This window comes from Halomonas sp. SpR8 (assembly GCF_031010195.1).
Lineage (GTDB): Bacteria > Pseudomonadota > Gammaproteobacteria > Pseudomonadales > Halomonadaceae > Vreelandella.
The window spans coordinates 342381-351539 of record NZ_JAUAMC010000004.1 but is presented as its reverse complement, the minus strand read 5'-3'; the positions used below and the strand labels follow the sequence as shown (position 1 = coordinate 351539).

General features: G+C 54.8%; 6 protein-coding genes and 1 rRNA gene. All 7 read right to left on the bottom strand.

Annotation, left to right across the window (positions count from 1 at the left end):
* Nucleotides 1–215: ribosomal RNA gene (locus QT230_RS10990) — 16S ribosomal RNA — on the bottom strand; the annotation flags it as partial.
* Nucleotides 216–700: 485 nt separating this feature from the next.
* Complete coding sequence (gene pssA / locus QT230_RS10985; protein WP_308321794.1) at nucleotides 701–1624, bottom strand: CDP-diacylglycerol--serine O-phosphatidyltransferase; 924 nt, start codon at nucleotides 1622–1624, stop codon at nucleotides 701–703.
* A 209-nt stretch (nucleotides 1625–1833) separates the two neighbouring features.
* Complete coding sequence (gene ilvN / locus QT230_RS10980) at nucleotides 1834–2325, bottom strand: acetolactate synthase small subunit (RefSeq protein ID WP_308321792.1); 492 nt, start codon at nucleotides 2323–2325, stop codon at nucleotides 1834–1836.
* Nucleotides 2325–4049 (bottom strand): acetolactate synthase 3 large subunit, encoded by a 1725-nt coding sequence (locus QT230_RS10975; RefSeq protein WP_308321791.1) that lies wholly within the window; start codon nucleotides 4047–4049, stop codon nucleotides 2325–2327. The genes ilvN and QT230_RS10975 overlap by 1 nt, the downstream gene beginning before the upstream one ends.
* 443 nt (nucleotides 4050–4492) lie before the next feature.
* Complete coding sequence (gene clpB / locus QT230_RS10970; protein WP_308321789.1) at nucleotides 4493–7090, bottom strand: ATP-dependent chaperone ClpB; 2598 nt, start codon at nucleotides 7088–7090, stop codon at nucleotides 4493–4495.
* A 167-nt stretch (nucleotides 7091–7257) separates the two neighbouring features.
* On the bottom strand, nucleotides 7258–8013 hold the full coding sequence (pgeF, locus tag QT230_RS10965) for a peptidoglycan editing factor PgeF (protein WP_308321787.1): 756 nt from the start codon (nucleotides 8011–8013) through the stop codon (nucleotides 7258–7260).
* The gene (gene rluD, locus QT230_RS10960) at nucleotides 8010–8969 is read right to left on the bottom strand and encodes a 23S rRNA pseudouridine(1911/1915/1917) synthase RluD (RefSeq protein WP_308321785.1); all 960 of its coding nucleotides are present in this window, start codon (nucleotides 8967–8969) and stop codon (nucleotides 8010–8012) included. The genes pgeF and rluD overlap by 4 nt, the downstream gene beginning before the upstream one ends.
* Nucleotides 8970–9159: the final 190 nt, after the last annotated feature.

Genomic DNA, 9159 nt, shown 5'->3' with positions numbered 1-9159 from the left:
TAGCGGGAGCCGAAGCCCCCTTTCTCCCGTAGGACGTATGCGGTATTAGCCTGGGTTTCCCCAGGTTATCCCCCACTACCGGGCAGATTCCTATGCATTACTCACCCGTCCGCCGCTCGTCAGCGGGGTGCAAGCACCCCCTGCTACCGCTCGACTTGCATGTGTTAGGCCTGCCGCCAGCGTTCAATCTGAGCCATGATCAAACTCTTCAGTTTAAGATCTATGCGGTTCTTACCTGCCACTCGTAAGTGACAGAAGCGAACCAAACTTGGCTCAAGGTTCAAACGAATTCATTTCAATTTACATTGCCATGACCGCTTGCCTTGATATTTGGTGATTTGTCACCAACGTCAGCAAGCGCCCACATGAATTACCTGATCAAATTGTTAAAGAGCTGTTTCGCTGCGGCAGTTGTTAAAACCACCTACAAACCGTTGAACTGGCTTGCCTCAGCGAGGAAGGCGTATTCTACGCATTTCCTGGTGGTTGTCAAGGGCGTTGTTATCGATGCGAACTCACTAACATCTCAAACCGCCTGCTTTCGAAAAAGCGTTAACTGCCTGACAAACCAAGGCTTTTACACCTTATGCACCGCTGGTAACGCTTGGCGTCCCCGGCAGCGGATGCGTACTCTACGGGCTCGAAGCCGGGTTGGCAAGTAGTTTTGTAGAAATAACTGTCAAAAATAAGTGGGGATATTTTAGCTTTTAGTTTTTGCCTTACGCATAACGGCCAATGCGGGGCCAGAAGCCACATAGGTACCAAACAGCAACAGCAGCATGACTGAAGGCTCAACTGAGATCAGTACAAAGGCTAGCACGATGGCCAATAGCACAACGAAAGGTACAGGCTTCTTGAAGTCGAGGTCTTTAAAGCTGTAGTAGCGAATATTACTCACCATTAGCACGCCTGCTGCTGCCACTACCACTAGCATTAGCAGCTTAAAGCCAAACGCATCGGCATCAAAGCTATGGAAGGTCCACACACTGGCCGCGACTAACGCTGCTGCGGAGGGACTTGGCAGGCCGATAAACCATTTTTTGTCGACACTGCCAATTTGAACATTGAAGCGCGCAAGGCGAAGCGCCGCGCAGGCCACATAGAGAAAGGCAACGACCCAACCGGTTTTACCGATGTCCTGTAAAATCCAGGTAAAGGCCACCAACGCGGGCGCCATACCAAAGGAAATCATATCGGCCAAACTGTCATATTCGGCGCCAAACTCGCTTTGCGTATTGGTCATGCGTGCCACACGGCCATCCAAGCCATCCAGCACCATGGCAATAAAAATCGCAACGGCTGCTGGGGTGAACTCACCATTGATACCAGCAACCACCGCAAAGAAACCGGCAAAAAGTGCCGATGTGGTAAACAGGTTAGGCAGCAAATAGATGCCTTTACGGCGAATTTTTTTGCCATCTTCAACGGCTTCCTCAACCACCTCAGTTTCTCTCAAGAAAGCAGCCGCCAAATCTTCATTGCCGCCTACTTCTGAGTGATCAGTACTATCGGACTGAGCACTATCTGGCCGACCTGGGCTTGGCTGTGAAGAGCCCGCCTGACTTGGGCTTGAGTTTGACTGATCCGAGCTTGCATGCTCTTGATCGCGAGCGTCCTGTGTCATAGGTCTCATCCATTAAAAGTGAAGTCACGGGAACAGTGATCGCCTTCATTCTACACGGTGAGTGCCACTCAGCCAGCCAATTGCACCTAGACATACTCAAACGCAAGCGCAAAAGCTAACGTCTATAGAGCCATCCATAAAAAAAGCCGCTCCTATGAAAATCATAGAAGCGGCGCTTTTTTTGCTTTAAAGCGTTGCACCTTGGGTACTTAGAGCGATAACACCTTATCACCGCGGGCGATACCCGAGACCCCGGTACGGGCGACCTCTAGAATACCGACTGGCGCCATGGCCTGAAGGAAGGCATCTAGCTTGCCCGCATCACCGGTGATCTGCACTGTGTATAGGCTTGGCGTCACATCGACGATCTGCGCACGGAAAATATCCACAGTCCGCTTAACCTCATCTCGGACAGCACCGAGCGCTTTGACCTTCACCAGCATCAGCTCGCGCTCGATATGGTTACCTTCGGTGAGATCCACCAGCTTGACCACATCGATTAGCTTATTGAGGTGCTTGGTGATCTGCTCAATTACCCGGTCATCACCCACGGTGGTGACAGTTAAGCGCGACAGCGAAGGATCTTCTGTCGGCGCTACGTTGAGCGTTTCGATGTTGAAGTTACGCTGGGAGAACAGCCCGACTACACGTGACAGCGCACCCGGTTCGTTTTCTAACAGAATCGAGATGATATGACGCATCAGGTACGCTCCGTTTTAGACAGCAGCATGTCGCGCATGGCGCCTAACGGCACCTGCATTGGATAAACGTGCTCATGGGGGTCGACCTTCACGTCAAGGAACACCAGCTCGTGCTTATTAGCAAACGTACGCTCTAGCGCAGGCTCAAGCTCGTCAAGCGTATTAACAGTAATCGCAGTGAAACCATACGCCTCAATCAGCATATGAAAGTCGGGTAGCGACTCCATGTAAGAGTGGGCGTGGCGCGACTTATAGTTCAAGTCCTGCCACTGACGCACCATACCCAGCGACGCATTGTTAAGATTGACGATCTTAACGCCCACCCCGTACTGCTTACAGGTGGAGAGCTCCTGCATCATCATCTGGAAGCTGCCCTCGCCGGTAACACACACCACATCGTCATCCGGGAAGTTCTGTTTGATCCCCATGGCGGCGGGGAAGCCAAAGCCCATTGTGCCCAAACCACCTGAGGTAATCAGTCGATTGGGCTTATCAAACTTGTAGTACTGAGCAGCAAACATCTGATGCTGACCAACATCGGTGGTCACGTAGGCTTCTCCTCGGGTAACCCGACAAAGCGCTTCAACCACTTCCTGAGGCTTGAGGACTTCACCTGGCTTGGAGGGCTCGTAAAGCTTGCCTTCACGGTCGGCGCGCCAGCCATCAATTTTCTCCCACCACTCAGTTAGTTCCTCGGGATGGGCAATCTTGTGCCCCTGCACCAAGCTGATCATCTCATTGATGACACTGGAAGCCGGCCCCACGATGGGTACATCGGCGCGCACCGTTTTGGAGATCGAGCTTGGATCAACGTCTACATGGATGATCTTGGCGGTCGGGCAGAACTTCGACGTACTGTTGGTCACGCGGTCATCAAAACGTGCCCCGATGGCAATAATCAGGTCGGCATGGTGCATGGCCATATTGGACTCATAGGAACCGTGCATACCCAGCCACCCCAAACACTGGCGATCACTTTGGGGATACGCGCCGATACCCATCAGCGTGGTGGTAATCGGGTAGCCCAGCTGTTTGACCAGGTCAGTCAGACCTTCACTGGCTTTGCCCGTGACCACGCCTCCACCGGTATAAAACACCGGACGCTTGGCCTTGAGCATCATCTCAACGGCTTTTTTAATCTGCCCTGTGTGCCCGCGCGTGACCGGGTTGTACGAGCGCATCTTGACCTTTTTCGGGTAGATGTACTCGTAGCGTTCAGTGGGAGCGGTCATATCTTTAGGGATATCGACCACCACCGGGCCTGGCCGACCGGTAGATGCCAAGTAGAAGGCTTTTTTGAGCACTTCCGGGATTTCAGCTGGGTGACGGATCGAGAAGCTATGCTTCACAATCGGCCGTGTCACACCGACGATGTCGGTTTCCTGAAAGGCGTCTTCACCGATCAGGTGGCTCGCCACCTGGCCACATAGCACGACCATGGGAATCGAGTCCATGTAGGCGGTAGCAATGCCCGTCACGGCGTTGGTGGCCCCGGGGCCGGAGGTGACCAATACGCAGCCGGGCTTACCCGAGGCACGGGCGTAGCCATCGGCGGCATGGGTAGCCGCTTGTTCGTGACGCACCAGAATGTGCTTCACTTTGTCCTGGCGGAAGAGTGCATCGTAAATATGCAGCGCTGCACCGCCGGGGTAACCATAAATATATTCGATGCCCTCATCTTGCAAGAAGCGGGCAATCATATCTGCGCCGGAAAGCAGTTCCACTGTATTTCTCCCCTAAAGGTCTCGAGTGCGATCCGTACCCACACGGGCACGGTGTCGAGTGCGGCGGTATGCCGCTGCCGGCCCAAGCCGGCACCTGATGCCAAACCCTGGCATACGGCCCGGTTAGGGCCTGCACTCTCATCACGACCGTTCGTCGTGTCGGGGCGTTGGCCAAGCTGGGCGGTTAGCCCAAACCTGGAAGTCCTTCGGCGGGTAGAGGCTTTCGCCTACCCTTCGCGCGGGGATTAGGGGTTGCCCGTTGAGTCCGCGCCCGCAAATCAGGAACCGACAAGATTCCATTAGCGCCCTCAGCCTGTCAACCTCCGATCAGGCCAAACGCAATAAAGGTCGCAAGAAGTCATAAAAAAAGTCCCACCAGCAACGCTAGTGGGACTTTTGACCTATTCAATTGCGCGAAGTAGCGACATCAGCCGTAGCATCAACTATGAGCTAAACACCAGTTTCCCGTCCTCCGCGCTGATATGAATGGTATCACCTGGGGAAAATTTGCCCCCTAGCAGGTCCTGCGCCAGAGGGTTCTCAATACGGCTCTGAATCGCCCGCTTGAGTGGCCGTGCCCCATAGACAGGATCAAAACCCACCACCGCCAGTTGCGCCATCGCTTCTGGGCTAACCTCAAGCTTCAGGTCGTGTTCGGCGAGGCGCACTTTTAAGCGCTCAAGCTGAATACCGGCAATCGCTTGAATCTGCTCTTGGCCCAGGGCGTGGAACACCACCACTTCATCGATACGGTTGATCAGCTCAGGCCGGAAGTGATTGCCCACCACCTCCATGACCATGTTTTTCATCGACTCATAGTCGCTATCTTTATCGGCACTAACGTCGCCCCCCATACGCTGGATGATGTCCGAGCCCATATTAGAGGTCATCACGATCACAGTATTGCGGAAATCCACCGTGCGCCCCTGACCATCGGTTAGACGGCCATCCTCTAACACCTGCAGCAGAATATTGAAGACATCCGGGTGGGCTTTCTCTACCTCGTCCAGCAGCAGCACCGAGTATGGCTTGCGACGCACAGCCTCGGTTAAATAGCCGCCCTCTTCGTAGCCGACGTAGCCAGGAGGCGCACCGATCAGACGGGCCACGGAGTGCTTCTCCATAAATTCGGACATATCAATACGCACCATCGCCTCTTCGGTATCGAAGAGGAAGTTGGCCAGCGACTTACATAGCTCGGTTTTACCCACCCCGGTAGGGCCGAGGAAGAGGAACGAGCCGTTAGGGCGATTGGGGTCGGCAAGACCGGCCCTTGAGCGACGCACGGCGTTGGCCACCGCCACGACAGCTTCATCCTGACCGATCACTCGTTCATGCAGCGCTTCCTCCATACGCAGCAGCTTGTCCCGCTCACCTTCAAGCATCTTGGAGACCGGAATGCCTGTCCACCGGGAGACCACTTCAGCGATCTCCTCTTCAGTGACATTGGAGCGCAACAGCTGATGACTTGAAGTATCCGCTTCGCCTTCGCCACTTTCAGCGATCTTCTTCTCGAGCTCGGGAATCTTGCCGTACTGAATTTCTGACATGCGGCCCAGGTCGCCCTGACGGCGAGCCTGCTCCAGGTCAATGCGCGCCTGCTCCAAATCGGCTTTAAACTGAGCAGCCCCCTGGATACTGGCCTTCTCGGCTTTCCAGATTTCATCAAGATCAGCGTATTCGCGCTCTAGCTCGTGAATCTGATTATTCAGCGCCTCCAAGCGTTTTTTGGTCGCCTCATCGGTCTCTTTCTTGAGAGCCTCACGCTCCATTTTTAGCTGGATCAGGCGGCGATCAAGGCGGTCCATCGCCTCTGGCTTGGAGTCCAGCTCCATACGAATCCGCGAAGCTGCCTCATCGATTAGATCGATGGCTTTATCAGGCAACTGCCGATCGGTGATATAGCGTGTCGAGAGCTTGGCCGCGGCAATAATCGCAGAGTCGGTAATATCCACGCCGTGGTGAACTTCATAGCGCTCTTTCAGGCCACGCAGAATTGCCACGGTGTCCTCTTCGGAAGGCTCATCCACCAACACCTTCTGGAAGCGGCGCTCAAGCGCAGCGTCTTTCTCGATGTACTTGCGGTACTCGTCGAGGGTCGTGGCGCCCACGCAGTGCAGCTCGCCACGGGCCAGGGCAGGCTTAAGCATATTACCCGCATCCATGGCACCTTCGGCTTTGCCTGCGCCAACCATGGTGTGCAGCTCGTCGATAAACAGGATCACCCGCCCCTCTTCCTGGGAGAGCTCTTTAAGCACGGCTTTTAGGCGCTCCTCAAACTCGCCGCGGAATTTGGCACCGGCGAGCAGCGAGCCCATGTCCAGCGACAGAACACGCTTCTCTTTTAAGCCTTCCGGCACTTCGCCGTTAACGATGCGCTGGGCCAAGCCTTCGACAATGGCGGTTTTACCCACGCCGGGCTCGCCGATTAAGACCGGGTTGTTTTTAGTACGCCGCTGGAGTACTTGGATCGTGCGGCGAATCTCGTCGTCGCGACCGATCACCGGGTCGAGCTTGCCGTCCAGCGCGCGCTGGGTGAGATCCATGGTGTATTTATTCAGCGCTTCGCGCTGATCTTCGGCGTTGGCATCGTCCACCGCTGCGCCGCCGCGCAAGCTGTCGATGGCCGCCTCAAGGGATTTGCGATTAATCCCCGCTTCTTTAAACAGTTTAGTAATGGCGCTATTCATTTCTAACGCCGCCAGCAATACCAGTTCGCTAGCGATAAACTGGTCGCCGCGCTTTTGTGCTTCTCGATCGGTTAAGTTGAAAAGCTTGATGAAATCACGCGAAGGCTGAACTTCGCCGTCGAACTGCCCCACCTTCGGCAAGTTATCCAATTGCTGCAACAAGCCATCACGCAGGCGCGTTGGGCTGCCCTCAGCTTTTTCAATCAAGGCTTTGATGCCCGTGTCTTTGGTGTCGAGCAGGGCGAGCAGCAAGTGCGCTGGGTCTAGCTGATTATGGCCGCGACCCACGGCAAGCGACTGCGCCTCGGCAATCGCACTCTGGAGCTTGGCGGTAAATTTATCAAAACGCATGGAGTTCCTCCTGGGGTAGCCGTGCGTTTGGACGCACCGCGTGTCCCGATAACGTGTCATTAGACGTGCTAAATCACTCTTAGCTTGACAAGTTAAATGGCGTCAGTTCGACGCTTTTCAAGAGGTGGCGGCGTAAACCGCTGGCTTAAAGGACGCTTTTATTAACGTTAATTGATCCAGATCACGCTGGCCATACGCCCGGTTTTCCCGCCATCACGGCGATAGGAGTAAAAACGCGATTCACAGGCGGTGCAGAAGTGGCCGCCACTGATATGGTTAACACCCAAGGCCTCTAAGCGAAACCGTGCTAAGCGATACAGATCGGCCATGTAATGGCCTAAACGGTAGGGGCTATGATCAAAGGCCTCGGCGGTTTCAGGGTGCACCGCCACAAAGGCGCCGTAAACCTCCGGGCCAACCTCAAACTGGGCGTTAGAAATAGCGGGCCCTAACCACACCAAAATATCATCCGGGGCAGTGTTCATAGCAGCGATGGTCGCTTCCAGCACGCCACCCGCCAAACCGCGCCATCCGGCATGGGCAACGGCCACCTGAGTACCAGCACGGTTGCAAAACATGACCGGCAGGCAGTCGGCGGTAAGCACTACGCAGGCGTACTCATTGGACGTGGCAATAGACGCATCCGCGTCGGCCGCATCAGGCTGATAACCCTGTTGTACTCGCGCGCCATGGGTTTGGTTAAGCCACAACAGAGGCCGCTCATCACCGAGCTCTTTTTGCAAAAGTCGACGGCACAGTGCGACATGGTCAGCATTATCGCCGACATGTAAAGCGGTATTAAAAGCGGCGAAATCACCCTGACTCGGTCCCGATTCACGAGTGGTGACAAAGGCGCGTACGTTAGCCGGCGCAGGCCAGTCAGGCACTAAAAGCGTGGGCTGTAAATTAATGGCGTCGCTCATCGCATCGTCTCATTATCTTCGCGCAGGTAGTCCAGCAACATTAACAAATCATCAGGCAGGTCTGCCTGAAAGGTTAATGTTTCACCACTGATCGGGTGCTTGAAAATCAATTTTCGCGCATGTAAAGCCTGGCGTGGAAATTCTCGCAGGATCTCCTTCAGCGGCTCAGCGGCGCCCGGCGGCAGCTTGGCGCGACCACCGTACATGGGATCACCAATTAAAGGGAGTCGAGCATGCGCCATATGCACACGAATTTGGTGAGTGCGCCCCGTTTCCAACTTACAGCGCACATGGGTATGGGCGCGGAACCGCTCTACAACACGAAAGTGGGTAATGGCAGGCTTGCCTGAAGCAGTCACCGCCTGGCGCTTGCGGTCTTTGGGATGACGGCCAATCGGTGCGTCAATGGTACTGCCTGAGACAGGCTTACCAATGACGACCGCGTCGTACTGACGTGACACGCTGCGTGCCTGCATCTGCTCGACCAGCGCGGTTTGCGCAGGCAGCGTTTTAGCGACCATCATCAAACCGGTGGTGTCTTTATCTAAGCGGTGCACAATGCCCGCTCGGGGCACTTCGGCAATGGCCGGGTGATGATGCAGCAGTGCATTCAGCAGCGTGCCATCCGGATTACCCGCAGCGGGATGAACCACCATGCCGGCGGCTTTATTAATCACCATCAGCGTGTCATCTTCATAAACGATATCCAGCGCAATATCCTGCGCCTCAAAACGGGTATCGTCTTCAATGGTGGCCTGAAGCGCCAACACTTCGTGGCCATGCAGCTTGGCTTTCGGCTTGGCTTGGGCACCATCGACCGTTAGTTCACCGGCGTTAATCCACGCTTTTAGGCGTTCACGGGAGTAATCGCTGAACAACTCAGCCGCCACTTGGTCTAAACGAGCGCCAGCCAGCGTGGCAGGAACGCGCTGCGTGTCTTCAACTATACGAGACATGAAAAACCTATTAGAGACATGAACCCCCCTTTAAAGCACAAAAAGCCCAAGCAAGGTGAAAAAATCAGCCCCGGCATGGAAAAATAAGCATTGGCAACACCTGACGAAACGTCGCTAGGCCTGCGTTTTGTGCCGAGGTGTTTTATAGTGGGCGGACTGAGACCTATTCTACCATTTCTACTTATGGCCA